General features: G+C 57.0%; 28 protein-coding genes. 9 read left to right on the top strand and 19 right to left on the bottom strand.

Annotated features, from left to right (window positions below; all coding sequences use genetic code 11):
• Positions 1 to 593: 593 nt before the first annotated feature.
• A complete protein-coding gene (locus ABLV52_RS04050; protein WP_121935837.1) occupies positions 594 to 1520 on the bottom strand; it encodes a LysR family transcriptional regulator in 927 nt (308 codons plus the stop codon).
• 876 nt (positions 1521 to 2396) lie between these two features.
• On the opposite strand from ABLV52_RS04050, the gene alaA reads away from it, so the two are divergent.
• Positions 2397 to 3614, top strand: coding sequence for an alanine transaminase AlaA (alaA, locus tag ABLV52_RS04045; protein ID WP_004201748.1), 1218 nt, complete (start codon positions 2397 to 2399; stop codon positions 3612 to 3614).
• Between the two features lie 81 nt (positions 3615 to 3695).
• Positions 3696 to 4295 (top strand): 5'-deoxynucleotidase, encoded by a 600-nt coding sequence (gene yfbR / locus ABLV52_RS04040; protein WP_080923860.1) that lies wholly within the window; start codon positions 3696 to 3698, stop codon positions 4293 to 4295.
• 45 nt (positions 4296 to 4340) lie between these two features.
• On the opposite strand, the gene ABLV52_RS04035 is transcribed toward yfbR, so the two are convergent.
• The 4 genes from ABLV52_RS04035 to yfbV form a co-directional block, all read right to left on the bottom strand.
• Entirely contained in the window at positions 4341 to 6173 is a 1833-nt protein-coding gene (locus ABLV52_RS04035) for an SLC13 family permease (RefSeq protein ID WP_044524269.1), read from the bottom strand.
• 76 nt (positions 6174 to 6249) lie between these two features.
• Positions 6250 to 6909: a sugar phosphatase gene (locus ABLV52_RS04030; RefSeq protein ID WP_023290514.1), complete on the bottom strand. Its 660-nt coding sequence runs from the start codon at positions 6907 to 6909 to the stop codon at positions 6250 to 6252.
• 11 nt (positions 6910 to 6920) lie between these two features.
• Complete coding sequence (locus ABLV52_RS04025; RefSeq protein WP_023290515.1) at positions 6921 to 7415, bottom strand: YfbU family protein; 495 nt, start codon at positions 7413 to 7415, stop codon at positions 6921 to 6923.
• A gap of 87 nt (positions 7416 to 7502) precedes the next feature.
• Positions 7503 to 7958: a terminus macrodomain insulation protein YfbV gene (yfbV, locus tag ABLV52_RS04020; RefSeq protein WP_002913194.1), complete on the bottom strand. Its 456-nt coding sequence runs from the start codon at positions 7956 to 7958 to the stop codon at positions 7503 to 7505.
• A 338-nt stretch (positions 7959 to 8296) separates the two neighbouring features.
• Between yfbV and ackA the strand changes: the two genes are divergently transcribed.
• Positions 8297 to 9499 carry an acetate kinase gene (gene ackA / locus ABLV52_RS04015; protein ID WP_008803940.1) on the top strand — a complete coding sequence of 401 codons (1203 nt, stop codon included), beginning with the start codon at positions 8297 to 8299 and terminating at the stop codon, positions 9497 to 9499.
• Positions 9500 to 9698: 199 nt separating this feature from the next.
• A complete protein-coding gene (gene pta, locus ABLV52_RS04010) occupies positions 9699 to 11846 on the top strand; it encodes a phosphate acetyltransferase (RefSeq protein WP_032453599.1) in 2148 nt (715 codons plus the stop codon).
• 90 nt (positions 11847 to 11936) lie between these two features.
• On the opposite strand, the gene yfcD is transcribed toward pta, so the two are convergent.
• The 3 genes from yfcD to yfcF are packed head-to-tail and all read right to left on the bottom strand — an operon-like array spanning position 11937 to position 13798.
• Positions 11937 to 12488 carry an NUDIX hydrolase YfcD gene (yfcD, locus tag ABLV52_RS04005; protein WP_002913197.1) on the bottom strand — a complete coding sequence of 184 codons (552 nt, stop codon included), beginning with the start codon at positions 12486 to 12488 and terminating at the stop codon, positions 11937 to 11939.
• 57 nt (positions 12489 to 12545) lie between these two features.
• The gene (yfcE, locus tag ABLV52_RS04000; RefSeq protein WP_023290517.1) at positions 12546 to 13097 is read right to left on the bottom strand and encodes a phosphodiesterase; all 552 of its coding nucleotides are present in this window, start codon (positions 13095 to 13097) and stop codon (positions 12546 to 12548) included.
• Positions 13098 to 13153: 56 nt separating this feature from the next.
• Positions 13154 to 13798: a glutathione transferase gene (gene yfcF, locus ABLV52_RS03995; RefSeq protein ID WP_032453600.1), complete on the bottom strand. Its 645-nt coding sequence runs from the start codon at positions 13796 to 13798 to the stop codon at positions 13154 to 13156.
• 180 nt (positions 13799 to 13978) lie between these two features.
• Between yfcF and yfcG the strand changes: the two genes are divergently transcribed.
• The 3 genes from yfcG (at position 13979) to ABLV52_RS03980 (ending at position 15948) form a co-directional block, all read left to right on the top strand.
• Positions 13979 to 14608, top strand: coding sequence for a GSH-dependent disulfide bond oxidoreductase (gene yfcG, locus ABLV52_RS03990; RefSeq protein WP_023290519.1), 630 nt, complete (start codon positions 13979 to 13981; stop codon positions 14606 to 14608).
• A gap of 65 nt (positions 14609 to 14673) precedes the next feature.
• Positions 14674 to 15036, top strand: a complete 363-nt coding sequence (gene folX, locus ABLV52_RS03985) for a dihydroneopterin triphosphate 2'-epimerase (RefSeq protein ID WP_002913200.1) — start codon at positions 14674 to 14676, stop codon at positions 15034 to 15036.
• An 18-nt stretch (positions 15037 to 15054) separates the two neighbouring features.
• Positions 15055 to 15948 (top strand): TIGR01777 family oxidoreductase, encoded by an 894-nt coding sequence (locus tag ABLV52_RS03980; protein ID WP_348890034.1) that lies wholly within the window; start codon positions 15055 to 15057, stop codon positions 15946 to 15948.
• Here ABLV52_RS03980 and ABLV52_RS03975 read toward each other — a convergent pair.
• Positions 15928 to 16035, bottom strand: a complete 108-nt coding sequence (locus tag ABLV52_RS03975) for a hypothetical protein (protein WP_032453602.1) — start codon at positions 16033 to 16035, stop codon at positions 15928 to 15930. The genes ABLV52_RS03980 and ABLV52_RS03975 overlap by 21 nt on opposite strands.
• A 128-nt stretch (positions 16036 to 16163) precedes the next feature.
• Here ABLV52_RS03975 and ABLV52_RS03970 point away from each other — a divergent pair, with 128 nt between their 5' ends.
• Complete coding sequence (locus ABLV52_RS03970) at positions 16164 to 16691, top strand: GNAT family N-acetyltransferase (RefSeq protein ID WP_348890033.1); 528 nt, start codon at positions 16164 to 16166, stop codon at positions 16689 to 16691.
• 5 nt (positions 16692 to 16696) lie between these two features.
• Here the strand turns inward: ABLV52_RS03970 and hisP are convergent, their stop codons facing one another.
• The 5 genes from hisP to argT form a co-directional block, all read right to left on the bottom strand.
• Positions 16697 to 17470: a histidine ABC transporter ATP-binding protein HisP gene (gene hisP, locus ABLV52_RS03965; RefSeq protein ID WP_021440513.1), complete on the bottom strand. Its 774-nt coding sequence runs from the start codon at positions 17468 to 17470 to the stop codon at positions 16697 to 16699.
• 7 nt (positions 17471 to 17477) lie between these two features.
• Positions 17478 to 18194, bottom strand: a complete 717-nt coding sequence (hisM, locus tag ABLV52_RS03960) for a histidine ABC transporter permease HisM (RefSeq protein WP_002913207.1) — start codon at positions 18192 to 18194, stop codon at positions 17478 to 17480.
• Entirely contained in the window at positions 18191 to 18877 is a 687-nt protein-coding gene (locus tag ABLV52_RS03955) for a histidine ABC transporter permease HisQ (RefSeq protein ID WP_023290521.1), read from the bottom strand. The genes hisM and ABLV52_RS03955 overlap by 4 nt, the downstream gene beginning before the upstream one ends.
• Before the next feature lie 66 nt (positions 18878 to 18943).
• Positions 18944 to 19726, bottom strand: a complete 783-nt coding sequence (gene hisJ, locus ABLV52_RS03950) for a histidine ABC transporter substrate-binding protein HisJ (protein ID WP_048297936.1) — start codon at positions 19724 to 19726, stop codon at positions 18944 to 18946.
• A gap of 267 nt (positions 19727 to 19993) precedes the next feature.
• On the bottom strand, positions 19994 to 20776 hold the full coding sequence (argT, locus tag ABLV52_RS03945) for a lysine/arginine/ornithine ABC transporter substrate-binding protein ArgT (protein ID WP_004180753.1): 783 nt from the start codon (positions 20774 to 20776) through the stop codon (positions 19994 to 19996).
• Positions 20777 to 20816: 40 nt separating this feature from the next.
• On the opposite strand from argT, the gene ABLV52_RS03940 reads away from it, so the two are divergent.
• Positions 20817 to 20978, top strand: a complete 162-nt coding sequence (locus ABLV52_RS03940; RefSeq protein WP_286130081.1) for a hypothetical protein — start codon at positions 20817 to 20819, stop codon at positions 20976 to 20978.
• Positions 20979 to 21043: 65 nt separating this feature from the next.
• Here ABLV52_RS03940 and ABLV52_RS03935 read toward each other — a convergent pair whose 3' ends face one another.
• The 5 genes from ABLV52_RS03935 to folC all read right to left on the bottom strand — a co-directional run bounded on the left by ABLV52_RS03935 (position 21044) and on the right by folC (position 25977).
• A complete protein-coding gene (locus tag ABLV52_RS03935) occupies positions 21044 to 21628 on the bottom strand; it encodes a UbiX family flavin prenyltransferase (protein WP_023290522.1) in 585 nt (194 codons plus the stop codon).
• Between the two features lie 137 nt (positions 21629 to 21765).
• Complete coding sequence (purF, locus tag ABLV52_RS03930; protein ID WP_004180758.1) at positions 21766 to 23283, bottom strand: amidophosphoribosyltransferase; 1518 nt, start codon at positions 23281 to 23283, stop codon at positions 21766 to 21768.
• 33 nt (positions 23284 to 23316) lie between these two features.
• A complete protein-coding gene (gene cvpA, locus ABLV52_RS03925) occupies positions 23317 to 23805 on the bottom strand; it encodes a colicin V production protein (RefSeq protein ID WP_023290523.1) in 489 nt (162 codons plus the stop codon).
• 218 nt (positions 23806 to 24023) lie between these two features.
• Entirely contained in the window at positions 24024 to 24719 is a 696-nt protein-coding gene (dedD, locus tag ABLV52_RS03920) for a cell division protein DedD (RefSeq protein WP_023290524.1), read from the bottom strand.
• A complete protein-coding gene (folC, locus tag ABLV52_RS03915; protein WP_348890032.1) occupies positions 24709 to 25977 on the bottom strand; it encodes a bifunctional tetrahydrofolate synthase/dihydrofolate synthase in 1269 nt (422 codons plus the stop codon). The genes dedD and folC overlap by 11 nt, the downstream gene beginning before the upstream one ends.
• Positions 25978 to 26023 lie beyond the last annotated feature (46 nt).

The following is a 26023-nucleotide window of genomic DNA, read 5'->3' as shown; positions in this document are numbered from 1 at the left end:
CACAGCGTTTCACGGGAGGAATAAAAAATAACCGTGCAAAAAAGCGTCCCTGGAAGATGTGAGAAGCCCAGATGCCGTGGCTTTTTACCCCTTTCTTTAACCTTTTGTCAACTTTAACAAAAGTTTTCATAACATTAATTTACATTGGAATCTTTTCATTAACATTAAATGCCCTTTTATGCGAAATAACCTTGCATACTGTTCGGTTTTAGTGTTGTTGAATCGTGTCCGTTTCCGTCGTAAATCAAAAATCCCTGCTATTTTGACAGGATTTAGCCTCGATTCCTCCCCCCAAAGAGGGGTATTTTCTTGATCTGCGACACGGTTTTGTTAATTACCCCAGGAAATCGGCAACAATCCATCCGGTTTTTTAACATTAGCAGGAAGTGTTGAAAGTGCAGGAAAAAGTCGGCAAGCTGAGCGTCCGGTCACGCCAATGTGCTGATTTTTCTGCAAAGAAATAAAAAAAAGATTCAAAACATCAATAAGAGTGCAAAAAAAAGAGCCACCAGACGAGAAACCCACCCCTGAGGCTCTTTTTGGACACTTACATTCTGTTACCAGTTTTTGTGATCTTTGTTAGCAAAATAACCTCACAAAATGAAGGCGCTTCCTCCCTCTTCCGGAGTAAGTGCCGGCCCCGCGCGCCAGGGATCGCTCTCCTGGCTCAGAGACTGAAAAATCGCCTGCGGTAGTTCGCTCACCGTCTGCGGATTGCAGCTGACGACGTACCGGGTATCCGGCAGGACCGGCAGGCCATCGCTAATGCCGGCCACGCGCAAATCCGGGCTCATCATTTCGACCGGACGCGCGGTGACCCCCAGTCCGGCTTTCACTGCCGCTTTCACCCCGGAGAGCGACGAGGCGCCGTGGGCCAGATGCCAGGAGACGCGGGCAGCCTCCAGCGCGGCGATGATGTCCTCACGGAACGGGCCAGGCTCTTCGAGCAGGATCAGGGGGATCGACTCCCCTTTCGCCAGCACGTAGTCCGCCGCACAGTACCAGAGGGTAGGCGATGTTCTCAGCGTGAAAGCGGTAAAACCGGGAAGCTGATGGGTGGTTAATGCCAGATCGACCTCTCCCCCGCTCAGCATCGCCATGATGACGGCGTGGGGATGGACTTTAATCTCCAGCGTCATTCTGGGATAGAAGCAGCCGATGCGGTTTAACAGAAACGGCAGGATAGTATCAGCGGTTTCTTCCGACGCGCCGATAGTCAGTCCCCCCTGCAGACTGCCATACATCAGCGACATGCAGGCTTCATCGTTAAAGCGCAGGATTTTGCGGGCATAGCCCAGCAGCTGAATGCCCTGCTCGGTCAGCAGTTTATTGCGTCCGTGACGAGCGAAAAGCTCCTTGCCAACCAGCTGCTCCAGGCGTTGCATTTGCTGGCTGACCGCGGACTGGGTACGGCACACTGCGGCGGCGGCGGCGGCGAAGGTGTTCAAATCAGCGACGGCTACAAAGGTGCGCAGCAGATCGAGATCGAGGTTGAGTATCGGACGTGTTGTATTAATCATCTTTCTTCACTTACAGGTGGCTAACGCTGACCTGCCTTGTTGATGCTTTACGCCAGGTTTCCGGCTATTCCCTGAGCCTTGTGCTCACCGTCAGATGGCGGATAAACAACTGGACGAACGTTATTACATGCCAAAGTACTCATCTGAGCAAATGCGCAGAACACCGGAGTAATATATTGTTCGTATTCCTCATTATTATTAATTACCACGGCCAGCAAGGCGTCATACGTCGCCCCGGGAAATCGCACAGTGGTGGTGAGAAAGCCTCTCTTTCGCCGGACGTCTTTTTTGGCGAAAAACGAACAATAAAATTCTGTAATAACAATATATTAGATACCAGTTCAGCCGTAAATCATACCGACTAGCACTGATATTAACGGCGATATTCTAACCGATTCCCATCCTTTTTATAAGCCTTAATAAGGATTAACTGAGTTAATTTTAAATTTTTTTCAACATTTAATATAAATTAACAAACCTCAGATTATTACCTGTCAAAAATAATAATAATGCGCTTGCGCACAGTTTTTTATTAAAATTACTTAACATCAAGATTACAAATCAACCGCTATTACATTAAGGATAGCGTTTTTTTGCGGCCATCCATTCTTCAGCCCCCCGTTTACCCGACAAACAAACCAGATAAATGATGGTAAAAAAGGCACCACCTCAACATAGACGACCGAAAAAATGCCATGAAAAGGCATAAACCACAGGAAAAATCAGCAAGCAGCAGATAAATCAATTACGCTTAAAATCCTGCGTTAACAAAATCTTCTCCTGCAAAGCCTTCAAAACAGCGGGGAGGCGGAGTACATTGTTCCGTGCTGACTTCCACGGCAGGGAGTGGCGATAACAGCTAAAAGGTCAAGATTCATGTCCCCCATCGAAAAATCCAGCAAGTTAGAGAACGTCTGTTATGACATCCGCGGCCCGGTTCTGAAAGAAGCGAAACGTCTTGAAGAAGAAGGCAATAAGGTTCTGAAACTGAACATCGGCAACCCGGCGCCCTTCGGCTTCGAAGCCCCTGACGAGATCCTCGTCGACGTCATCCGCAATCTGCCTACCGCCCAGGGTTACTGCGATTCGAAAGGATTGTACTCGGCGCGTAAAGCCATCATGCAGCATTACCAGGCGCGGGGAATGCGCGATGTCACCGTGGAAGATATTTACATCGGCAACGGCGTGTCCGAACTGATTGTCCAGGCGATGCAGGCGCTGTTAAACAGCGGCGATGAGATGCTGGTTCCCGCCCCGGACTACCCGCTGTGGACGGCGGCGGTGTCCCTTTCCAGCGGTAAAGCGGTGCACTATCTGTGTGACGAATCCTCTGACTGGTTCCCGGATCTTGACGATATCCGCGCTAAAATTACGCCTCGCACCCGCGGGATCGTGATCATCAACCCCAACAACCCCACCGGCGCGGTCTATTCCAAAGAGCTGCTGCAGGAGATCGTCGAGATCGCCCGCCAGCACAACCTGATTATTTTCGCCGATGAGATCTACGACAAGATCCTCTACGACGAAGCCCAGCATCACTCGATCGCCGCTCTGGCGCCCGATCTGCTGACGGTGACCTTCAACGGACTGTCGAAAACTTACCGCGTCGCCGGCTTCCGTCAGGGCTGGATGGTGCTGAATGGCCCGAAAAAACACGCGAAAGGCTATATCGAAGGACTGGAAATGCTGGCGTCGATGCGTCTGTGCGCCAACGTGCCGGCCCAGCATGCTATCCAGACGGCGCTGGGCGGCTACCAGAGTATCAGCGAATTCATCATTCCCGGCGGGCGTCTGTATGAACAACGCAACCGCGCCTGGGAGTTGATCAACGATATTCCGGGCGTCTCCTGCATGAAGCCAAAAGGCGCGCTGTACATGTTCCCGAAAATCGACGCCAAACGCTTCAATATTCACGATGACCAGAAAATGGTGCTCGATTTCCTGCTGCAGGAGAAAGTGCTGCTGGTGCAGGGTACTGCCTTTAACTGGCCGTGGCCGGATCACGTACGCATTGTGACCCTGCCTCGCGAAGACGACCTGGAGATGGCGATCTCCCGCTTCGGCCGCTTCCTCTCCGGCTACCATCAGCTGTAATCGTGCCGCCGCCGGCATTTGCATCCGGCGGCGATCCCTGCGCACAATGGAACCCGATGTTGTCACTGATTAAGGGTTCCTATGAGTCAGAGTCATTTCTTTGCCCACCTCTCCCGTCTGAAACTGATTAACCGCTGGCCGCTGATGCGCAACGTGCGCACTGAAAATGTCTCCGAGCACAGCCTGCAGGTGGCGATGGTCGCCCACGCGCTGGCGGCGATCAAAAACCGCAAATTCGGCGGCCAGGTCAACGCCGAGCGTATCGCCTTGTTAGCGATATACCATGACGCCTCGGAAGTCTTAACTGGCGATCTCCCTACCCCGGTGAAATATTTCAATTCGCAGATTGCCCAGGAATATAAGGCGATTGAGAAAATCGCCCAGCAGAAGCTGGTGGATATGGTGCCTGACGAGCTGCGCGATATTTTCGAACCGCTGATTGACGAGCATCACTACAGTGAGGAAGAGCAGTCGATCGTCAAACAGGCTGACGCCCTCTGCGCCTACCTGAAATGCCTCGAAGAGCTGTCGGCGGGCAACAACGAATTTCTGCTGGCCAAAGGCCGTCTGGAAAAAACGCTGGCGTCGCGGCGCAGCGCGGAGATGGATTACTTTATGCAGGTGTTTGTCCCGAGCTTCCAGCTGTCGCTGGATGAAATCAGCCAGGATTCGCCGCTGTAATTTTTCAGGCCGGGCCGCGGTCGCCCCCTACCCGGCCTGCATACCTTAAAACGGGAAGAGCACCGGGATCAGCAGGACGCAGACCACCATTACCAGCACGGTAAAGGGCACGCCAATCTTTACAAAGTCGCTGAAGGAATACTTACCCGGGCCAAGCACCAGGGTGTTGACCGGCGAGGAGACCGGGGTCATAAACGCCGCCGAAGCCGCCATCGCCACCACCATGGCAAAGGGATAGGGCGACACGCCCATCGACTTCGCCGCCGCTAAGGCAATAGGCGCCATCAGCACTGCGGTGGCCGTGTTAGAGATAAACAGGCCTATCGCCGCGCACATCACAAACAGGCAGCCGAGCATCAGATAAGGCCCCTCGCCTCCGGCAACGTCCATCAGTCCCTTGACCACCAGATCCACCCCACCGGTTTTCTGCAAGGCCAGGGCAAACGGCATCATCCCGACAATCAGAATAATGCTCGGCCAGTGGATCGCCTTGTAGGCGCTTTCGGCGTTGATGCAGCGGAATTTGCCCATCAGCAGACAGGCGATGATCGCGGCGATAGGGTTGGGGATTTCATCCGTCAGCATCAGGGCCACCATCAGCACCAGACAGAAAATCGCGTGCGGAGCCTGGCTGTGGGCCGGCGAAGCGTCATCGACCTCAACCGGCATATTGAGCACCACGAAATCCCGACCGCGCTTCGCCAGCAGGGCAATTTGCCGCCAGTTGCCGACCACCAGCAGGATATCGCCGAGCTGCAGCGGCTCATCGACTACGGAACCATCCATCGCTTTGCCATCGCGCTTCATGCCGACGATATTGAGACCAAACCGGGTGCGGAAGGCTATCTCACGCACCGTTTTGCCTATCATCTCTGAATCCGGGATCAGCGCCACCTCCGCCATCCCCACATCCAGCGCCTGATCGGCAAAATACTCGCCGCGCAGCACCATCGGCTCGAGCATTTGCTCGCCGCAGAACTGGCGCAGGTCGACATCGGAGGCGGACATATCGATCAGCAGGACGTCGCGGGCGCGAAATTCCGATACCCCGTTGACGTTAACAATCACCCGACGGAACCGCCGCCAGCGCTCAACGCCGATAACGTTGGCACAGTAGCGCTCACGCAGCTTTAAATCATCCAGCCGCTGACCGATCATCGGCGAACCGGGTCGGATCGCCAGTCGGCGGGCGCGGCCGGTGAGGTGATATTCGCGAATCAAATCGCGGAAGGTGCTTCTTTTTCGTCCATCGCGCGCGGATTCGCCATTATCCGTCTTCAGCATAAAGCGCACCGCCAGCATATAGACGATGCCCAGGATCAGCACCACCAGGCCAATCGGGGTGACGCTGAAAAAACTGAAGCCGTGCAGCCCTTCGCGCAGCAGTTCGCTGTTGACCACCAGGTTGGGCGGCGTCGCCACCAGGGTCATCATCCCGCTGATAAGCCCGGCGAAGCTCAGCGGCATCATCAGCCGCGAGGGGGAGGTATTCATCCGCGCCGAGACGCTAAGGACCACCGGAATGAAAATGGCGACCACGCCGGTGGAGCTCATAAATGCGCCCAGCCCGGCGACAGTGAGCATCAGGTAGATCAGCATTTTGGTTTCGCTGTTGCCTGCTACGCTCACCAGCCAGGCGCCCATCTTGGTGGCTACCCCGGTACGCACGAGGCCGTCGCCGATAATAAACAGGGCGGCAATCAGGATCACGTTAGGATCGCTGAACCCGGAAAAAGCTTCGGTCAGCGTCAGCGTGCCGCTGAGGACAAAGGCGACAATGACCATCAGGGCGATAGCATCCATGCGCACCTTGCCGGTAGCAAACAGCACAACCGCGATGGCCAGGAGGGATAAAACCCAAATCAATTCACCGTTCACAACGTTTCCTTGTCACAAGTGGGAGTCGACATAGTGGCATAAAAAAGCCCCGACGACGCGGGGCGAAATCATGGGTTTACGCTTTAAGACGCACATTCACCACGCCGTCGGCCTGGCGTTCAACCAGCAGATCTTCCAGGCTGCTCAGCACGAGGTCGGCTTCATCCAGACGGGGGGCATCGGCAGGCACCTTGACCGCGATGGTGCGACAGCCTGCCGTCAGCCCGGAGAGCAGCCCCGCCGGCGCATCTTCCACCACCGCGCACTCCCCGGCAGGCAGCCCCAGCCGCTCGGCGCCCAGCAGATAGGCGTCCGGCGCCGGCTTGCCGTGCTTCACTTGCTCTGCGGTGACAAACACCTCCGGCATCGGCAGGCCCGCCGCGCGGTGACGCGCGTGCGCAACCGGAATCGAGCCGGAGGTGACAATCGCCCACGGGATCCCAGCCTCATTGAGCGAATTCAGCAGGGCTAACGCCCCCGGCAGGGCGACGATGCCTTCGATATCAGTGGCTTCCATCTGCTCGAGATAACGGAATTCGGCCTGGATATCCTCCTCGCTGCGACCCGGCATAAAATGGCGAATGGAGGTAATGGCCTGCTTGCCGTGAATAAAACTGAGAATTTCATCATGGTCGATGGCGAAACGATCCCCCCACTTGCACCATGAACGCTCCACCACCGGCAAGGAATCCACCAGCGTCCCGTCTAAATCGAACAGGAAACCTTTACACTGCACGGGCACCTCCCTCAGGCATTGATGATTTGGTTAATTTCGTTACTGCTCAGATGATACTGGCGCGGGCAGGCGTGCCAGACGCTCAGCATCCGCTGATATTTCTCCCACATCGGGGTCTGCGAGTTAAAGCCATGGGTGCCGGCGTCAAAGTGGCTGTAACGGCCTTCAACATTGACCATAAAGCGCACGTAGCCGAGAAAACGCGCTTCGGTGGCGGCATCAAAGCCGAGGAAGGTGACCCGACGCTCGTCGATACCCTCCGCGTCTTTCAGGTTGGTCCAGGAGACGTGTAGCGCGTGGTACATCTCCATGATGTCGATAACGGTACGGCAGGTTTCTTCCGTCAACTGGCCGAACTCGCGGTCCAGTTCACGCATCTGCAGCCCATACCCACGCTCAATGATGGTTTGCAGACGACGGTAGCGCTCCGCATTGTCCGGGTCGAGCATCGTCATCATTTTGTACTGATTGGATAAAATCAGACGCTGCGCATTGGTCATTTCCATGTTGTGACTCCTGTAGCACGGTAGGGCGTGAAATAAAGAAGGCGCATAAATCATGCGCCTTCTTTTATATGCGTTTTCCGTAGTGAATTACAAATCATCAAGGAAAGTTTTATCGAGTTGTTTGAAGGCGCGCTTAAGCGTGTCAGCCAGCGCCTGATAATCGGGCTTGCCTTCGACAGGCGCCAGCGCCTGCCCCGCCTCCTGCAGTTTGCCGCGTACTTCGTAGAACCAGTTAAGAATGGAAGGCGGCAGCGGCGTCACTGAACGTTTACCCAACCACCATAACCCCTGCATCGGCAGGCTCAATGCAAACAGCGCGGTGGCCACGGCGGGACCCAGCTGGCCGCCCAGCGCTATCTGCCAGCAGAGGGTGAAAATGGCGATCGGCGGCATGATGCGGATGGCGTAGCGGGTGGCACGAATGATGCGGTTTTCGATAAATACCGGCGCGAGGCGCTTGTCGAGAGGCCAGGTCTTGGCGTAGTGCTGCCCGCGGTTGAACAAGCTAAAGAAGCTAACGGGGCGTTTCTCAGGGGTCGACATGGCTTTACCTCAACTTTACATATAAAACTTAAAAAATTCGTGCAAAACACCAACTATGCATGACATCGTTCAAAAGATTTTGGCAAAGGATGCCGCAATCAGGTATCCTGTGCCCGCCTGAAAGGGCGGATAGACTCTTTTGCCAGGCTAGTCAAATTATCGCATATTCTGCCATTGGCTGAAAATTATGCAAAATGGCATAAAATCAAATGTACTTATCTCATCGTGCCTGAAAACAGAACAAGGCATGATGTTAATCATAAATGTCGAGGTCATCCTGCGCTACGCTAATGACACACTGACGTTTTTTTAGCCACGTATCATAAAAAGGTACTTCCATGTCGAGTAAGTTAGTACTGGTTCTGAACTGCGGTAGCTCCTCTCTGAAATTTGCTATCCTTGACGCCGTGAACGGCGACGAATACCTGTCCGGTTTAGCGGAATGCTTCCACCTGCCGGAAGCCCGTATCAAATGGAAAATTGACGGCGGCAAACAAGAAGCCGAATTAGGCGCGGGCGCCGCGCACAGCGAAGCACTGAACTTTATCGTTAACACTATTCTGGCACAAAAACCAGAACTGTCTGCTCAGCTGACCGCAATCGGCCACCGTATCGTCCACGGCGGCGAAAAATACACCAGCTCCGTAGTCATCGACGAGTCCGTGATTCAGGGCATTAAAGACGCCGCGTCCTTCGCCCCGCTGCACAACCCGGCACACCTGATCGGCATCGCTGAAGCGCTGAAATCCTTCCCGCACCTGAAAGACAAAAACGTGGCAGTATTCGATACGGCGTTCCACCAGACCATGCCGGAAGAATCCTATCTCTACGCCCTGCCGTACAGCCTGTACAAAGAGCACGGCGTTCGTCGTTACGGCGCGCACGGCACCAGCCACTTCTACGTGACTCAGGAAGCCGCTAAGATCCTGAACAAGCCGGTTGAAGAGCTGAACATCATCACCTGCCACCTCGGCAACGGTGGTTCGGTTTCCGCTATTCGTAACGGCAAATGCGTTGACACCTCCATGGGTCTGACCCCGCTGGAAGGCCTGGTGATGGGTACCCGCTCCGGCGATATCGATCCGGCCATCATCTTCCATCTGCACGACACCCTGGGCATGAGCGTTGACGCCATCAACAAAATGCTGACCAAAGAGTCCGGCCTGCTGGGCCTGACCGAAGTCACCAGCGACTGCCGCTACGTGGAAGACAACTACCAGGAAAAAGCCGACGCTAAACGCGCGATGGACGTCTACTGCCACCGCCTGGCGAAATACATCGGCTCCTACACCGCGCTGATGGACGGCCGTCTCGACGCCGTGATCTTCACCGGTGGCATCGGTGAAAACGCCGCGATGGTGCGTGAGCTGTCGCTGGGCAAACTGGGCGTACTGGGCTTTGAAGTTGACCATGAGCGTAACCTGGCTGCCCGCTTCGGCAAGTCTGGCTTCATCAACAAAGAAGGCACCCGTCCTGCCGTGGTTATCCCGACCAACGAAGAGCTGGTCATCGCGCAAGACGCCAGCCGTCTGACCGCATAATTCCACACCGCCAGCCCTGACCCGCAATACTTCGAGCTGCAGGAAGGCGGCGACACAGCAGATCCCCGGCGCGTACAGCGCGTACGCGACCGGGGTGAGCAAGTAGAGCCAACGCACGTGCAACGTGGAGTATGACAGGTCGCTGGTGGTGCTGTTTTGTATCCCGCCTGATACTGGCGGTAACGAAAGAGGATATACCGTGTCCCGTACTATCATGTTAATTCCTACCGGTACCAGCGTAGGCCTGACCAGCGTCAGCCTCGGTGTGATCCGCGCTATGGAACGCAAAGGCGTTCGTCTGAGCGTCTTTAAACCTATCGCCCAGCCGCGCTCCGGCGGCGATGCCCCGGACCAGACCACCACCATCGTTCGCGCCAGCTCCTCCACCACCACCGCTGCTGAACCGCTGAAGATGAACCACGTTGAGTCTCTGCTCTCCAGCAATCAGAAAGATGTGCTGATGGAAGAGATCATCGCCAACTACCACGCGAACACTCAGGACGCGGAAGTGGTACTGGTGGAAGGCCTGGTGCCGACCCGTAAGCATCAGTTCGCCCAGGCGCTGAACTTTGAAATCGCCAAAACCCTGAACGCGGAAATCGTCTTCGTGATGTCGCAGGGCACCGATACGCCAGAACAGCTGAACGAGCGTATTGAACTGACCCGCAACAGCTTTGGCGGCGCGAAAAACACCAGCATCACCGGCGTTATCATCAACAAACTGAATGCGCCGGTCGACGAGCAGGGCCGTACCCGTCCTGACCTGTCAGAAATCTTCGACGACTCATCCAAAGCGAAAGTCGTGAAGATCGATCCGGCTCAGCTGCAAAACGGCAGCGCGCTGCCGGTGCTGGGCGCCGTACCGTGGAGCTTCGATCTGATCGCCACCCGCGCGATCGACATGGCCCATCACCTGAATGCGACCATCATCAATGAAGGCGACATCAACACCCGCCGCGTCAAATCCGTGACCTTCTGCGCGCGCAGCATCCCGCACATGCTGGAGCACTTCCGCGCGGGCTCGCTGCTGGTTACCTCCGCAGATCGTCCTGACGTGCTGGTTGCCGCCTGCCTGGCTGCGATGAACGGCGTGGAAATCGGCGCCATCCTGCTGACCGGCGGCTATGAAATGGACGCGCGCATCAGCAAACTGTGCGAACGCGCCTTCGCCACCGGCCTGCCGGTATTCATGGTCAACACCAACACCTGGCAGACCTCCCTGAGCCTGCAGAGCTTCAACCTCGAAGTACCGGTTGACGATCACGAGCGCATTGAGAAAGTTCAGGAATACGTCGCCAACTACATCAACGCCGACTGGATCGAATCGCTGACCGCGACCTCCGAGCGCAGCCGTCGTCTCTCCCCGCCAGCCTTCCGCTACCAGCTGACCGAGCTGGCGCGTAAAGCCGGCAAACGCGTGGTTCTGCCGGAAGGCGACGAGCCGCGTACCGTGAAAGCCGCCGCTATCTGCGCCGAACGCGGGATCGCCACCTGTGTGCTGCTGGGTAACCCGGATGAGATCAACCGCGTTGCGGCAGCGCAGGGCGTTGAGCTGGGCGCCGGTATCGAAATCGTCGACCCGGAAGTGGTACGCGAAAGCTACGTGGCTCGCCTGGTCGAACTGCGTAAGAGCAAGGGCATGACCGAAGCGGTCGCCCGCGAGCAGCTGGAAGATAACGTAGTTCTCGGCACCCTGATGCTGGAACAAGACGAAGTCGACGGCCTGGTGTCCGGCGCGGTACACACCACCGCCAACACCATTCGTCCGCCGCTGCAGCTGATCAAAACCGCACCGGGCAGCTCGCTGGTCTCTTCGGTGTTCTTCATGCTGCTGCCGGAACAGGTTTACGTTTACGGCGACTGCGCGATCAACCCGGATCCGACCGCAGAGCAGCTGGCGGAAATCGCGATTCAGTCCGCTGACTCCGCGATTGCCTTCGGCATCGAACCGCGCGTGGCGATGCTCTCCTACTCCACCGGTACTTCCGGCGCGGGTAGCGATGTAGAAAAAGTCCGCGAAGCGACCCGCCTGGCGCAGGAAAAACGTCCTGACCTGATGATCGACGGTCCGCTGCAGTATGACGCCGCGGTGATGGCTGACGTCGCGAAATCCAAAGCGCCGAACTCGCCGGTAGCTGGCCGCGCGACCGTGTTCATCTTCCCGGATCTGAACACCGGTAACACCACTTACAAAGCGGTACAACGCTCTGCCGACCTGATCTCCATCGGGCCGATGCTGCAGGGTATGCGCAAGCCGGTCAACGATCTGTCTCGTGGCGCGCTGGTAGACGATATCGTCTACACCATCGCACTGACCGCGATCCAGTCAGCTCAGCAGCAGAAGTAATCGCTCGCTGAGAGAAAAGCAAAAGGCAGCCAGATGGCTGCCTTTTTTTGTCAGGAGGCGAACAGCGTTTGCTGCCACGCGTTCGCGCGATTATTCGCGCTCGCTCTCTTCCGCGTCATCATACTCGTTACCGGCGTTGCGGGTCATCCACAGCGCCAGCGCTTTCAGGGAGTCGGGCGTGAACTCATCGCAGCGGGCGGTGATCTCTTCCGGCGTTAACCAGCACACCTCGCTTACCTCTTCTTCCTGCAGGGCAAACGGCCCGTGGGAAACGCAGCTGAACAGGCTTCCCCAGACGCGGCAGAATTTATCTTCGTAGTAGAACTGGCCGTGATCGGCGAACGGCACCCCGGCGATGCCTAACTCCTCTTCCGCCTCGCGGCGGGCCGACTCCAGCAATTGCTCATCAGCCTGCACGACGCCGCCGGCGGTGGCATCCAGCATGCCCGGATGAAAGTCTTTTGTCTCGGTGCGTCGCTGCACCAGAATTTTCCCCATTCCGTCGTGAACGACGATATAGGTCGCCCGGTGGCGCAGGCACTGCGCGCGCATCTGCTCGCGGCTGGACTGTGCTATCACCTCATTGTTTTCATTAACAATATCGACCCATTCTGTGCTTGCCAAATGATTCTGTTCCGCCATCAGGAAACCTTACTTTAAAAGCGCTCTTGCGGCGCGTCTTTATGATTGAGGGCTAAATTACGGGTAAATTGCGACCTCTGCAATAACCTGATTATCATTGAGTGCTAAAACCTGCAGACGCCCCTCATCCAGTAGTCCATAGCTGGCGGAATATCCCCCTTTCGGGATACTCACTGAGCCTGGATTAAACAGAGAGATCGCCCCGCGTTTTTCAGCAACCGGAATATGAGTATGGCCATACGCCAGGACATCGCCAGCGGCAAGTGGCGGCAAATTGTCCGGGCTATACAGATGACCGTGGGTCAGAAACAGGCGATAGCCTTCGCCAAGCACCTGCTGCCAGGGTGCGGTCATGGGAAAACGAAGCAGCATTTGATCCACTTCGCTGTCGCAGTTACCGCGGACGGCAATGATGCGCTCCGCCACGCTGTTCAGCCGCTCGGCCACCTCCGCCGGCGCATAGCCTTCCGGCAACGCGTTGCGCGGTCCGTGATTAAGCACATCGCCGAGGATGATCAGCCACCTGGCGCCACTTTGCGCGAAACGTTCAAGCACGCGTTCCGTGGCGGGCAGCGAACCATGAATATCGGAGGCAAACATCAGCTTCATAGGTTCCAACTCCACTGGTTACGATGCCTCTATGATAGCGGAAGCGCAGCGGGTTATCAGCCTCCGCGTTTGGCGGAAAGCGCCACGTAACGCTGGATTGAGGCCCGCTGCCACTGGAACGCCGCATAATCCGCCAGCGCCTCCGGCACCTCATCGCCATTGAGAACCAGACGATTGAGCATCAGCGCCAGGTCGGCGTCGGCTATAGACCATTCGCCGAATAAATTTTGCCCGCCGTGGGCCAGCAGTGTGGTCGCGGTGGCAAACAGTTTTTCCGCCGACCGCTTGCCTGCCTCGCTGAGCGCCGGCATTTTCACTCCGCCAAACACCACGGCGGTGGATCGCTCTTCACGAATGGGCACCAGATCGCTGCGCAGCCAGGCCTGGATCTGCCGGGCGCGGGCCCGCTTTTGCAGATCGTGTGGATAAAGGCGCTCCCACTCAGGCGGCGCGAAACGTTCATCCAGATATTCGGTAATGGCCGAAGACTCGCTCAGCGCGAAATCGTCAACCTCCAGCAGCGGTACGCGACGGGTGGCGGCATAGCCCGTCCAGCCGGCCTGCAGATGTTCGCCGCGGTTCAGGTCGATGGTTTTAAGGCTAAAAGGCAGGCTCTTTTCCTGCAGCGCGACATAGACAGACATCACGTACGGTGAGAAAAAATCGGCATCGGACCACAGGGTAATCACAGGCTGGCTCATAGCTTCCTCAGGGTTGGTAGACAGGGCAATAAACCAACATAGCCTGTCTTACAGGCGATGTCACTGCTCGGCCGCTGCGTGGCTGGCGACAGACCGACGCGCCGCTCGCGGATTTTCTCCCGGGTCGCGCAGCTTCACCTATACTCGATCAGTTTGCGACCCACGACGGCGGGAAATATTATGATCGATCTCTACTATGCGCCCACCCCAAACGGCCACAAAATCACCCTCTTTCTCGAAGAGGCGCAGCTGGCCTATCGGCTAATTCGGGTCGATATCGGTAAAGGGGAGCAGTTTCATCCGCAGTTTCTGGCGATTTCGCCGAATAACAAAATTCCGGCTATCGTCGACCACATGCCTGCCGACGGCGGCGCGCCGTTGAGCGTCTTTGAGTCCGGCGCCATTCTGCTCTATCTGGCGGAAAAAAGCGGCAAGCTGCTGAGCGGGGAGCTGCGGGCGCGCTATACCACCCTGCAGTGGCTGTTCTGGCAGGTCGGCGGCCTGGGACCGATGCTGGGGCAAAATCAGCATTTTTCCCACTCAGCGCCGCAAACCGTGCCCTACGCGATTGAGCGTTTTCAGGTGGAAACCCAGCGACTCTACGGGGTACTGAATCACCGCCTGGGATCCAGCCCGTGGCTGGGCGGGGACCACTACAGCATCGCCGACATCGCCGCCTGGCCCTGGGTGAACTGCCATGTCCGCCAGCGGATCGATCTGGCGAACTATCCGGCGGTGCATAACTGGTATGAGCGCATTAAGCAGCGGCCGGCGACGGTGGAAGCGATGCTAAAAATTCAGTCTTATTAACCCCCTGCTCGCCCGTCGCGCTTTGTTGTATGATTGCAGGACTTACACCACGGAGGAAGCCTGCAATGTCTCAACCAGACGCCATTATTCGTATTAAGAACCTGCGCCTGCGTACTTTTATTGGTATTAAAGAGGAAGAGATCGCCAATCGCCAGGACGTGGTGGTGAATGTGGCCATTCACTACCCTGCCGATAAAGCGCGCGACAGCGAGGACATTAATGATGCGTTGAACTACCGCACCATTACCAAACGCATCATCAGCCATCTTGAGAATGGTCGTTTTTCACTGCTGGAAAAATTAACTCAGGATGTGCTGAATATCGCATGCGAACATCACTGGGTCACATATGCTGAAGTGGAGATCGATAAACTTCACGCGCTGCGCTATGCCGACTCGGTATCCATGACCATGAGCTGGCGGCGCTAACCATGTCAGGGAGGTGGTATGAAGATCCTGCTTACTGGTGGTACCGGCCTGATTGGCCGACATCTGATACCCAGATTGCTGGAGCTCGGGCATAGCGTCACGGTCTCCACCCGGCATCCGGATACCGCCCGCGCCCGTCTCGATCCACGCGTCACGCTGTGGCGCGATTTCGAGGGCCATCACCACCTCAATGACATCGATGCCGTCATCAATCTGGCGGGCGAGCCCATCGCCGATAAACGCTGGACCACCGAACAGAAACAGCGCTTATGCCATAGTCGCTGGGATCTCACTCAGCGGTTGGTAGGCCTGATCCACGCCAGCGACACCCCTCCCTCCGTGCTGATCAGCGGGTCAGCCACCGGCTATTACGGCGACCTCGGCGAAGTGGTGGTGACCGAAGAAGAGCCGCCGCACAATGAGTTTACCCATAAGCTCTGCGCCCGCTGGGAGCAAATTGCCTGCGAAGCGCAAAGCGAGCGCACTCGCGTCTGTCTGCTGCGCACCGGCGTGGTACTGGCGCCGCGGGGCGGTATTCTCGGCAAAATGACCCCAGCCTTTAAGCTCGGCCTCGGCGGGCCTATCGGCAGCGGCAGACAGTACCTGGCCTGGATCCATATCGACGATATGGTTAACGGCATTCTGTGGCTGCTGGATAACGATCTGCGCGGCCCGTTCAATATGGTTTCGCCCTATCCCGTGCATAACGAGCAGTTCGCCCACGCGCTGGGTCATGCGCTCAATCGACCGGCGATTTTCCGCGTCCCCGCCGCCGCCATCCGCCTGCTGATGGGCGAATCCGCCGTCCTGGTGCTCGGCGGTCAGCGCGCGCTGCCTAAGCGGCTGGAAGCCGCCGGCTTCGCCTTCCGCTGGTACGATCTCGACGAAGCGCTAAAGGATGTGCTGAGTTAATGGCTGACACGGGGGGGCATTGGCTCCCCTGATTCCATTCTGCTGGCTAATGCCCCACGCCTGGATGGTCTCAGCCTGGCGCTGCAGCGTCGCCCTATCCCGGACAACCCTCGCCCTGAAGCGCCTGAGTTCATCGCCAGCGGGCCGGTTCGCCGGTGTTACCAGGCGGAGTAAAGTGCTAAGGTAGGCCTTTCCTTCTTTGTATTGACTGCTTTATGACGACCATCACCACGCCTCGCCTTTCGCTTACCCGCTTTGTTACCGATGACTGGCCCTTTTTTCTGCGCCTGCGCCAGGATCCGCAGGTGATGCGTTTTATGGGCGAAATGTTAAGCGAGGAGGCGTTGCGCAGCGTGTTCGCCAGTCGCTGCGCCGATCCCGGCGTGTATGTTCTGCGTAATCAGCACGGCGATGCGCTGGGCGATATTGGGCTTCGCGTCAGCCCTAAAAATCCGCACGAGGCCGACGTCGGCTATGCGCTGCTGCCCGAGGCTCAGGGAAAAGGGTATGCCAGCGAAGCGCTGCGGGCGATCTGCGATTATGGTTTCAGTACGCTGGGGGTGCGGGCTATCAATGCCTGGGTTTTGGCAGAGAATCGTGGCTCATCGCGCCTGCTGGAGAAGCAGGGCTTTGTACGCACGCAGGTGCTGGAGAAAGCCTATCATCTGAACGGCGTCGATTACGATGACTGGATCTACCGGCTGGAGCGTGGATCCCACCCGGCGCCCGCGGACGCCGGGTGAGCCGTTTATTTTAGCGAACCTTTCAGAAACTGCTGCAGGCGCGGGCTTTTCGGCGCGCCGAATAACGCGTCCGGATGCCCTTCTTCTTCAATTTTTCCCTGATGCAGGAAAATGACATGCGAAGAGACGTGGCGGGCAAAGCCCATTTCGTGGGTCACCACCACCATGGTTTTCCCCTCTTCCGCCAGCTGCTGCATAATGCGTAACACTTCGCCCACCAGCTCCGGATCCAGCGCGGAGGTCGGCTCATCAAACAGCAGCACCTCCGGCTCCATCGCCAGCGCGCGGGCAATAGAGACACGCTGCTGCTGGCCGCCGGAAAGATGCACCGGGTATTTCGCCTGCTGACGTTCGTCTATCCCGACCTTGGCCAGGTATTTTACCGCCCGTTCGCGCGCTTCCTGTTTGCTTAAGCCCAGCACCTGAATCGGCGCCTCCATGACGTTCTCCAGCACCGTCATATGGCTCCACAGATTGAAATGCTGAAACACCATGGTCAACCGGGTGCGCAGCAGGCGCAGCTGGTTCTTGTCGGCTACCTTCAGCTGGCCGTCTTTATCCCGTACCAGGCCAATATTCTGGCCGCTGACGATGATCGTGCCTTCGCTCGGTTTTTCAAGGAAGTTAATACAACGCAAAAAGGTACTTTTCCCGGAACCCGATGAACCGATGATACTGATAACGTCCCCGGCTTTCGCCTGCAGCGAGACGCCCTTCAGCACCTCGTGTTCCCCATAGCGTTTATGCAGATCGATAACGTTTAATTTATTGTCGGACATGGCGTTCTCAATGCGTTGAAGAAGGTTTGATATGCTGCAACCAGCGCTTTTCCGCTTTGCGGAACAAGCTAATCAGCACATACGAGATAATTAAATAGAGCACCGCGGCGATGCCGAAGGCGGTGAACGGTTGATAGGTGGCAGAGTTGATATCGCGGGCGATTTTCAGCAGATCCGGCACCGTGGCGGTAAACGCCAGCGCCGTTGAGTGCAGCATCAGGATCACTTCGTTACTGTAGGCCGGCAGCGCAATCCGCAGCGCGGAAGGCAGGATGATGCAGCGGTACAGTTTGACCGAAGAGAAGCCGTAGGCCCGCGCCGCTTCAATTTCGCCCGCCGGTACCGAGCGGATCGCGCCGGCGAAAATTTCGGTGGTATAGGCGCAGGTGTTCAGGGTCAGCGCCAGCACCGTACAGTTTAACCCGCTGCGGAAAAAGGCGTTCAGCAGTTCAGTGCCTTTGACGATTTCCAGGGTGTACATGCCGGAGTAAAAGACCAATAGCTGCACGTACAGCGGCGTGCCGCGAAATATGTAAGTAAACAGCCAGATGGGAAACTGGATGAACTTATTGCTCGAAACGCGGCCGATTGCCAGAAAGACCGCCAGGATGCCCCCCATGACCACCGAAGAGATCAGCAACCATAAGGTAATCGCCACGCCGGTAAAGCGATAGCCGTCGGTCCACAGCAGTGATTTCCAGTACTCCTGAATAATTTCAATCACAGGTCAGCCCTCTTCACGCCAACGGTATAGCGGCGTTCGAGCAGCAGCAGTACGCCATTAGACAGGGTGGTAAACACCAGATAAATCAGACCGCAGACGATGGCGAAGTAGAACGGCTGCCAAGTGCTTTTGCCCGCCAGCTGCGTGGCTTTGACCACATCCTCCAGCCCCAGCAGCGAGACCAGCGCCGTCGCCTTGAGGATAACCTGCCAGTTGTTGCCGATCCCCGGCAGCGCGTAGCGCATCATCGCCGGGAACAGGATGCGCCGGAACGTCTGCCCGCCGCTGAAGCCAAAGGCGGTGGCCGCTTCGATATGCCCCTTCGGCACCGCCAGGTAGGCGCCGCGGAAGGTTTCCGTAAAATAGGCGCCATAGATAAAGCCAAGGGTAATTATCCCGGCGATCATCGGGTCAATATCAAACTGCGACATGCCCAACGCGTCGGTGACGCTGTTGAGCGCAATTTGCAGGCCGTAGAAAATCAACAGCATCAGCACCAGGTCGGGGACGCCGCGGATCAGTGTGGTATAGCCTTCAAACACCAGCGCCAGAGGACGGTTGCTCGATAGCTTTGCGCCCGCGCCCGCCAGCCCGATCAGGACGGCGAGGACGACCGAGCTGAGCGCAAGCTCCAGGGTGACGAGCGCACCCTGCAAAATAACCTGTGAAAACCCATACAGCATGCTGCCTACCCTGTCTGTCATCCACCACTGCGCGTGAATCGGACGCGCAGTGGTGAGGCGTGAGAATTATTCGCCGTATACGTTAAAATCGAAATATTTTTTCGCCAGCTTGTCGTAGGTGCCGTCCTTACGCATCTCTGCAAACGCCTTATTCAGCGCTTCACGCAGTTCGTTGTCTTCCTTACGCAGCCCCATACCGGTGCCGACGCCGAACAGCTTTTCGTCTTTAATCGACGGACCGCCAAACTGGTAATCTTTACCGATAGGCTGTTTCAGGAACCCTTCGCTGGCCGCGACCTCATCCTGGAAAGCGGCATCAATACGGCCGGCGGTCAGGTCGGAATAGATATTGTCCTGTCCCTGATAGGAGACAATCTCGATACCTTTTGGCGCCCAGTGCTCATTACCATAAGTTTCCTGCGTCGTGCCCTGCAGCACGCCCACGCGCTTACCCTTCAGGGTGGCGAGGTCCGGCGTCACGGAGCTGCCCTTTTTCACCACCAGACGCGAATCAGCCGCATACAGTTTGTCGGTGAAAGCGATTTCCTGCTGACGCTTTTCGGTAATCGACAGCGAAGACATAATCGCGTCGATTTTCTTCGCTTTTAAAGAGGGGATCAGCGCATCCAGCGGGTTTTCCACAAAGGTACATTGGGTATTAATACGCTTACACAGCTCTTTTGCCAGATCGATATCAAAACCCACCAATTCCCCCTGCGCATTCTTCGATTCGAAGGGAGCATAAGTCGGATCGGTACCGATACGAATTTTTTGCGGAATAGCGGCAAAGACCGTGGAAACGCTGGAAAGGGCCAGCGCTAAAGAGAGAGACAACGCCAGTTTTTTCATAACTATCCTCGACAGACTGTCATTCTAACGGGTTTATTAGAACTATTAACACCAGTTATCGTGCCATTATTCGCCCCTTGAGGGCAAAGATTTATGCACCAGAAAGGCCATTTTTTTGCATCACAAACGCTTAACTATGCATTTTTTAGCCACAAAAGCGGCCGCCTTTGCACTAAAATGATCCACAGCGTCTGGCGATGCACCTTTTCAGGGCTTTTACACGAGCATGGCGGCAGGCCCACCCGATAGCGCGGGCCTGCGGCAGTCTTAGTCGCCGTAGACGTTAAAATCGAAGTATTTCTTCGCCATTTTGTCGTAGGTGCCGTCTTTGCGCATCTCGCCCAGCGCTTTATCAAACGCGGCTTTCAGCTCGGCGTCGTCCTTACGCAGGCCGATACCGGTGCCGTCGCCAAAGTACTTCTTGTCTTTAACCGACGGGCCGGCGAAGGCGAAATCTTTCCCGGCGGGCTGTTTGAGGAAGCCTTCGCTGGCGGCGACTTCATCCTGCAGCGCCGCATCCAGACGACCCGCGGAGAGGTCGGAATAGATCAGGTCCTGGTTTTGATAGGCCACCACGTCAACGCCCTGGCTGCGCCAGCGATCGTTAGCATAGGCTTCCTGCGTGGAGCCCTGCAGCACGCCGACGTGTTTACCTTTCAGCGCCTCCAGCGTCGGCTGGATCGGCGAGCCTTTGGCCGCGATCAGACGGGAGTCGGCGGCATAAAGCTTGTCAGAGAAGGCGATCTCTTGCTGGCGCTTCTCGGTGATGGAGAGCGAGGAGATGATGGCGTCAATTTTCTTCGCCTTGAGGGAGGGGATCAGGGAGTCAAAATCACTGCCGACCCAGGTACATTTCACCTTAATACGGGAGCACAGTTCATTACCTAAATCGATATCAAAGCCAACAAAGTCCCCTTTCGCGTCTTTCGACGAAAACGGCGCATAGGTCGCGTCAGTGCCAATGCGAATGCTCTGCGGCAGAGCAGCGAACACGCTGGCCGTGCTGCTCATTCCCACGAGTAAAGAGAGAGCCAGAATCGTCTTCTTCATACAGTACCCTTAAGTGTCGTGATGTGGTGCGTTGCTTGTTATGGTGATTGCCGAGCAATCCTGCAGTTTTTGTGCCATCTTCCCGGTGCGTGCCGGGAATAGGGTTAAATTTGTTAAAATAAAGTTGCAGAATTGTCTTAAAAGGGAAGATACCAGCATTACTGGCGAAACCGCAGCGCCTGAGCGCAAAAAGACGAAATAAATGTCGAGGATTTGATCGGGGCGACAAATTTGCACCACCGCAGCGCAAGCGTACATTTCACGCACCTATTTGGTGCAATCCTGAGCCCCTTGCCAGCGAGTAAACAAGTCTTGTTCCAGGCTAATGTCGAACTGATCGAGCACCCGGTTGACGGTCTGGTTGATAACATCATCCAGGCTTTGCGGCCGATGGTAGAAGGCCGGCACCGGCGGCATAATCACCGCCCCCAGCTCCGCGGCCTGCACCAGCAGGCGCAGATGGCCAAGATGGAACGGGGTCTCCCGCACGCAGAGCACAAGCGGACGACGCTCCTTCAGCACCACATCCGCCGCCCGCGTCAGCAGACCATCCGTGTAGCTATGGACAATACCCGAGAGCGTTTTCATTGAGCAGGGTAAAATCACCATCCCGGCGGTTTTAAACGAGCCGGAGGAGATGCTGGCGGCGATGTCGCGGGCATCATGCACCACATCAGCCAGCGCCTGCACTTCACGCACGGTAAAGTCGGTCTCCATCGCCAGCGTCTGGCGCGCCGCCTGGCTGAGGATCAAATGGGTTTCAATATCCGGCACATCCCGTAGCACCTGCAGCATCCGCACGCCATAGATGGCGCCGCTGGCGCCGGAAATGCCAATAATCAGTCGTTTCACGTTCAGTTACCCCTTGCGCGTCGTGCCGCAGACTTTGCCGGATTATAGCCGTTGGCGCAACCATTGACGCACGGTTGCCGGGCGAAAAAAAGGCCCGCCGTCCATCAGAAACGGCGGGCCCGCGACGCGCGAACGGCTTAACCCTCGTTGTGCATCTCGAGGTTTTCGACTTCGTTCTGCAGCTGGACCGCTTTGGCATCATCGTTACGCAGGGAATCGAGGTAATCGAGGTACTGCTGGTCGACATCCCGGGTGACGTATACGCCGTTGAACACTGAGCATTCAAACTGCTGAATATCCGGATTTTCCGCGCGCACCGCTTCGATCAGATCGTTGAGATCCTGGAAAATCAGGCCATCGGCGCCGATGATCTGGCGGATCTCATCCACTTCGCGGCCATGGGCGATGAGTTCGTTGGCGGTCGGCATATCGATACCGTACACGTTCGGGAAACGAATTTCCGGCGCGGCTGAGGCCAGATACACTTTTTTCGCCCCTGCTTCGCGCGCCATCTCGATGATCTGCTCCGAGGTGGTGCCGCGGACGATGGAATCGTCCACCAGCAGCACGTTCTTATCGCGGAACTCCGCACGGTTGGCGTTGAGCTTGCGGCGCACAGACTTACGACGCAGCTGCTGACCCGGCATGATAAATGTGCGGCCGACGTAGCGGTTCTTCACGAAGCCCTGACGATAAGGCTTGTCAAGGATGCGGGCGATCTCCAGCGCGATATCGCAGGAGGTCTCCGGAATCGGGATAACGACGTCAATATCCAGATCTTCCCACTCGCGGGCAATCTTTTCGCCCAGCTTGGTCCCCATATTGACGCGGGCGCTGTAGACGGAAATTTTGTCGATAAACGAGTCCGGACGGGCAAAATAGACATACTCGAACAGGCACGGGTTGCTGACCGGGTTATCGGCGCACTGACGGGTAAACAGCTGGCCCTTCTCGGTAATATAAACCGCTTCGCCCGGCGCCACATCGCGCAGGAATTCAAAGCCAAGGGTGTCAAGCGCCACGCTTTCCGAGGCCACCATATACTCGGTGCGGCCATCGCCTACGTCACGTTTGCCCAGCACCAGCGGACGAATGCCGTTCGGGTCGCGGAAGGCCACCATGCCATGACCGATGATCATCGCCACGCAAGCGTACGCGCCGCGGATCAGGCGGTTGGTCGCCGCAATCGCGGCAAAGATGTTGTCCGCTTCCAGTGGGTAGTGACGGAAGTTATCCAGCTCACTGGCGAAAATATTGAGGAGGATTTCGGAATCTGAGGTGGTATTGATATGGCGGCGTTTTTCTTCAAACAGCTTTTTACGCAGCTCATGGGCGTTGGTCAGGTTGCCGTTATGCGCCAACGTGATGCCATACGGCGAGTTGACGTAAAACGGCTGCGCTTCGGAGGCGCTGGAGCTGCCCGCCGTGGGGTAACGCACGTGGCCAATCCCCATATTGCCCTGCATACGCTGCATATGGCGGGCTTCGAATACGTCGCTTACCAGCCCGTTAGCCTTACGCAACCGGAAGCAGTTGTTGGCATCAATGGTGATGATGCCAGCGGCATCCTGTCCACGGTGCTGGAGCACCGTTAGCGCATCATAAATCGACTGGTTAACCGGCATAACACCGGCGATACCGACAATACCGCACATACGTCTTTTCCTCGTTCAGCAACGACCCAAAGTCTATACTTTAGGCAAGAAACTTGACGAGCTTTGCAGGTATTCAAAAAACCATCTGATGACGGGGGTAAAATAGGGAATAAACTGCGACTGCTGCCAGTCATCGCTCTTCGCCATCCCGGTAAAGGTGTCAAGGAAGAACAGGATAGCGGCGATGATCAGCACCCCACGTAGCGCGCCGAAGCAGATCCCCAATACCCTGTCGGTACCTGACAAACCGGTCTTCTCCACCAGCTGGCCTATCACATAGTTCACGATAGCGCCAACGATGAGCGTCACGATAAACAGCGCCGCAATAGCAATCCCATTTCGAACCCGTTCATCCTCAAAGCCCGTAAACCAGACAGACAGGTCAGCGTAGTAGTGGCTGGCGACATAAAACGCGCAACCCCACGTGACTAACGATAAAGCTTCGCGAACGAAGCCGCGGATCAGGCTGACCAGGCAAGAAAGACCCAGCACCGCCATAATGGCGTAATCAATCCAGACCATATACGTCCCACGATTTTACGCCCTGTCGTCCAGTTCGGGGCGCATTCTAACAGAAAAAGAAAACGTTTGCGTAGGGATTTCCTTGCCCTACAGAAATAAAAATGGCGCTGAAAAAACATTCAACGCCAGACTGCCTTTCGCCTCTTCAGGGCGGCTGAGACAGGGTTTGCGGGGCGTTTAGCCCCGCCGCGTTCTCTCCGCATGGCGGAAAAAAACCATCAGTTCGGGGTGAAGCCCATCACCACCCCGCTGAGCCCGGAGATCTGTTGCAGATCGCCCAGCTGGCCCTTCAGCTTGTCTTTTGACGCATCCGGGCCGACGAGGATACGGGTAATTTTACCCTGTACCGGCGTCGAAGGCGACGTATAGACTTTGAAGCCCGATGCCCGTAGCTTACCGACGATCTCGTTCACCTTATCGGCGTTCTTCAACGCGCCCAGCTGGACCACATAGGCCTTGCCGGTCGGCGCCGGCAGGGCCGCCTGCTGCTGCGGTGGTTGCTGCTGCTGAGGCTTAGCCGGCGGAGGGGTAGGCGTCGCAGCCTGCTGTTGCGGCTTCGGCTGCGGCTTCGGCTGGGGTTTAGGCTGCGGTTTCGCGGCAACCACCGGCTCCTGAACGTCATCGAAGCTGTTGCTGTTCACCGGGATACGCGACGGATCTAACGATGGCGCAGCGGCATCGCCAGCCCGCACCTCCTCCGCCGCCCCTTCCGGCGGCTGCGAAGGCAGCGCCTGAGTCGCCGCCGGCAGCATATCCGGTTCATCGCGATCGCCGGGTTTCGGCACCAGCGGGATCGCGGCAAACTCATCCTGATAATGCTTTTTCTGCCCGTCCAGCAGCCCTGGCAGGATAATCACCCCCAGCGCCACCAGCACGATTGTCCCGACTAAACGGTTCTGAAACTTACTCGCCACCGATTCTCCCCGCGTCAATCTCTTCCATTACCTGCGCTACCGTGTGAAATGAACCACACACCAGCACTGTATCTTCCGCTTGAGCGTCAGCCATGGCCGCGCGCCATGCCTGCGCCACGCTGCTATAGACTGTGCCGCCACGCAAATGTTCCACCAGCTGCTCCGCCGTCGCCCCGCGCGGACCCTCCAGCGGCGCGCAGTACCAGACGTCAACTTCCGGCGTCAGATTGGCCAGCGTACCGGCGATGTCCTTATCATGCAGCATACCAATAACCGCCAGCACGCGTCCCGTTTTCGCTAACGTTTTGAGACGCCCGGCGAGATAAGCCGCCGCGTGCGGGTTATGCGCCACATCGAGGATCACCCGCGGGGCGTCGCTGATTATCTGAAAGCGTCCCGGCAGCATCGCGTCGCGGATCCCCGCGCGCAGGATAGCGTCATCGACGGCAAGGCCGCTGGAGCGCAGCGCCGCCACGGCCGTGGCGGCATTCGGCAACGGCACCTGAGGCAGAGGCAGGCGGCTTAACGCCCCGCCCGCGTCGCGGAAGGACCATGTCTCGCCTTCCACCTCATAGCGCCAGTCGACGCCGCGGCGCTGGAGCAGCGCGCCCTTCTCGCGCGCCACTTCAGCAATGGTGTGCGGCATATCCGGCTCCCCTACCACCGCCGGTTTACCGGCACGGAAGATACCGGCTTTCTCCCGGCCGATACTGTCGCGATCCGGTCCCAGCCAGTCGGTATGATCGAGGGCGATGCTGGTGACCACGGCGACGTCGGCATCCACGATATTGGTAGCGTCGAGACGGCCGCCGAGGCCCACCTCCAGGATTACCACATCCAGCTGCGCCTGCTTAAACAACCATAGCGCAGAGAGCGTGCCGTACTCAAAATAGGTCAGCGAGATGTCGCCCCGCGCCGCTTCAATCTCCGCAAACGAGGCCGTATGCGCCGCCTCCGGCAGTTCCGCGCCCTGAATGCGCACGCGTTCGGTGTAGCGCACCAGATGCGGAGAGCTGTAGACCCCCACTTTATAGCCGGCCGCCATCAGGACCGTTTCCAGCGTGCGGCAGGTGGTGCCTTTGCCATTGGTGCCCGCGACCGTAAAGACGAACGGCGCCGGTTTGACGATATCCATCTGCCGCGCGACCTCGCTGACGCGCGCCAGCCCCAGGTCGATGGTTTTACTGTGCAGATGTTCCAGATAAGAAAGCCACGTAGCCAGGGGCGACGTGGCCTGAGGAATAGGATCTTTTTCCATGATGCCCGCAAGAATTGACGGTTAACGCGTTTGAATAAAAAAGGGC

The sequence above is a fragment of the Klebsiella sp. GB_Kp056 genome (assembly GCF_040064755.1).
GTDB lineage: Bacteria > Pseudomonadota > Gammaproteobacteria > Enterobacterales > Enterobacteriaceae > Klebsiella > Klebsiella quasipneumoniae.
The sequence above is the reverse complement of the archived record's forward strand: the minus strand, read 5'-3'. Positions and strand labels throughout refer to the sequence as shown.

Bases quoted from the DNA above. Each gene is read 5' to 3' on its own strand.
- ABLV52_RS04050 (WP_121935837.1), bottom strand. From the start codon at position 1,520: ATGATTAATACAACACGTCCGATACTCAACCTCGATCTCGATCTGCTG.
- alaA (WP_004201748.1), top strand. From the start codon at position 2,397: ATGTCCCCCATCGAAAAATCCAGCAAGTTAGAGAACGTCTGTTATGAC.
- yfbR (WP_080923860.1), top strand. From the start codon at position 3,696: ATGAGTCAGAGTCATTTCTTTGCCCACCTCTCCCGTCTGAAACTGATT.
- ABLV52_RS04025 (WP_023290515.1), bottom strand. From the start codon at position 7,415: ATGGAAATGACCAATGCGCAGCGTCTGATTTTATCCAATCAGTACAAA.
- yfbV (WP_002913194.1), bottom strand. From the start codon at position 7,958: ATGTCGACCCCTGAGAAACGCCCCGTTAGCTTCTTTAGCTTGTTCAAC.
- ackA (WP_008803940.1), top strand. From the start codon at position 8,297: ATGTCGAGTAAGTTAGTACTGGTTCTGAACTGCGGTAGCTCCTCTCTG.
- yfcD (WP_002913197.1), bottom strand. From the start codon at position 12,488: ATGGCGGAACAGAATCATTTGGCAAGCACAGAATGGGTCGATATTGTT.
- yfcE (WP_023290517.1), bottom strand. From the start codon at position 13,097: ATGAAGCTGATGTTTGCCTCCGATATTCATGGTTCGCTGCCCGCCACG.
- yfcF (WP_032453600.1), bottom strand. From the start codon at position 13,798: ATGAGCCAGCCTGTGATTACCCTGTGGTCCGATGCCGATTTTTTCTCA.
- yfcG (WP_023290519.1), top strand. From the start codon at position 13,979: ATGATCGATCTCTACTATGCGCCCACCCCAAACGGCCACAAAATCACC.
- folX (WP_002913200.1), top strand. From the start codon at position 14,674: ATGTCTCAACCAGACGCCATTATTCGTATTAAGAACCTGCGCCTGCGT.
- ABLV52_RS03980 (WP_348890034.1), top strand. From the start codon at position 15,055: ATGAAGATCCTGCTTACTGGTGGTACCGGCCTGATTGGCCGACATCTG.
- ABLV52_RS03970 (WP_348890033.1), top strand. From the start codon at position 16,164: ATGACGACCATCACCACGCCTCGCCTTTCGCTTACCCGCTTTGTTACC.
- hisP (WP_021440513.1), bottom strand. From the start codon at position 17,470: ATGTCCGACAATAAATTAAACGTTATCGATCTGCATAAACGCTATGGG.
- ABLV52_RS03955 (WP_023290521.1), bottom strand. From the start codon at position 18,877: ATGCTGTATGGGTTTTCACAGGTTATTTTGCAGGGTGCGCTCGTCACC.
- hisJ (WP_048297936.1), bottom strand. From the start codon at position 19,726: ATGAAAAAACTGGCGTTGTCTCTCTCTTTAGCGCTGGCCCTTTCCAGC.
- argT (WP_004180753.1), bottom strand. From the start codon at position 20,776: ATGAAGAAGACGATTCTGGCTCTCTCTTTACTCGTGGGAATGAGCAGC.
- ABLV52_RS03940 (WP_286130081.1), top strand. From the start codon at position 20,817: ATGGTGATTGCCGAGCAATCCTGCAGTTTTTGTGCCATCTTCCCGGTG.
- purF (WP_004180758.1), bottom strand. From the start codon at position 23,283: ATGTGCGGTATTGTCGGTATCGCCGGTGTTATGCCGGTTAACCAGTCG.
- cvpA (WP_023290523.1), bottom strand. From the start codon at position 23,805: ATGGTCTGGATTGATTACGCCATTATGGCGGTGCTGGGTCTTTCTTGC.
- folC (WP_348890032.1), bottom strand. From the start codon at position 25,977: ATGGAAAAAGATCCTATTCCTCAGGCCACGTCGCCCCTGGCTACGTGG.